Genomic DNA, 1,196 nt, shown 5'->3' on the forward strand with positions numbered 1-1,196 from the left:
AGTGTAGCTTCAGCCATTGTCTCACTAGCTTTCGGCAACCGGGACTGGATAGAGTCCACGTAGCTTGATGCGCGCGTCATTAGTTGTGAATTGCCAGTCGATGAGTCGCTTTGTTGCGTTGCGATCAGTCTGCCACGCAGCGACCTCTGAACAGAGTGTCGCTGCGTGGTAGATTCGGCGATTGAGACATTGACGCTTGAGGGCGCCAAGTTCGATTTCCGCCATATTTAGCCAACTCCCGTGTTTTGGCACGAAATGAAACTCAAAACGATTGAGGTACTCCTGTGCTTCGTCTGGCGGAAGAAACTGATAGAAGTTAGCCGGATTATGTGTGTTAAGATGGTCCATCACAACCCGGATGCAGTCCGCATCCGGGTAGTGATCATCTGCCAGTTCGATCATCCGGTCAACCCATTCGCATGCACGTCTTTTGTCGGTGACCTCGACAGCGACCCACCCGGTCAGCGGCTCCGTCGCAAGGTGAATTTTCTTCTTTCCGTTCCGCTCGTAGTGTGTGTCGATTCGAGCGACCGATCCCGGTTTGGCCGGGATCGGGTCGCGCTTGTGTCCACGAAGTGCCTTACTTGATTCATCGAAACAGATGACCGGCCGGTTCTGGTCGTATGGTTCGTGGTAGAGGTCTAGGACATTTTCCATCTCGTAGACGAACTGCTTGTCTTGGTCAGCTGGAATCGCCCAATAGTCGTAGAGATGCGGTTTCAGGGCGTTTTTTTAGCCGCTGTCGAACGGTTTCGTGAGAGATCGACTCGAAGTCGATCTCGTCGAGTGCAACGAGTTCGTCGGCGAGAAGGTGGAGCGTCCAGCGGGAGCGTCCTTCGGGTGGATCGCTGCAGGCGAGTTTGATGAGGCGTGCTTCGGCATCACCGTCGAGTTTGCGCGCGTACTCGCGGTCGGGCTTGCGGCGATGAATCGCCGCGAGCCCTCGCTTACAGTAGTTCTTGCGAGCCTTGTAGGGTGTGCTAATACTACAGCCGACGTGCTCACAGATTTCAGCATCTGTGAGCCCGTCATCAGCCTTCAACAGAATCCGCGCACGTGTGTTGTCTTCGGATTTGCGCTCTCCGGTCGAAATGAACCACTCCAGCGTTCTGCGTTCCTCAGCAGAGAGATTGACAACGTGCTGTTTTCGTCCCATTGCTGTAGATACGCGCTCAGAGAGCTTAAGCTAGTGAGTA

At 54.3% G+C, this 1,196-nt stretch carries 2 protein-coding genes; both read right to left on the minus strand.

Annotated elements, in window-relative coordinates; genetic code table 11:
- Nucleotides 1–24: 24 nt before the first annotated feature.
- The gene (locus tag KM295_RS16755; protein WP_272494456.1) at nt 25–723 is read right to left on the minus strand and encodes an IS630 family transposase; all 699 of its coding nucleotides are present in this window, start codon (nt 721–723) and stop codon (nt 25–27) included.
- On the minus strand, nt 683–1,156 hold the full coding sequence (locus KM295_RS16760) for a helix-turn-helix domain-containing protein (protein ID WP_256031519.1): 474 nt from the start codon (nt 1,154–1,156) through the stop codon (nt 683–685). Before KM295_RS16760 ends, KM295_RS16755 begins: the two co-directional genes overlap by 41 nt.
- Nucleotides 1,157–1,196 lie beyond the last annotated feature (40 nt).

It is taken from the genome of Natronomonas aquatica (genome assembly GCF_024449025.1).
GTDB lineage: Archaea > Halobacteriota > Halobacteria > Halobacteriales > Haloarculaceae > Natronomonas > Natronomonas aquatica.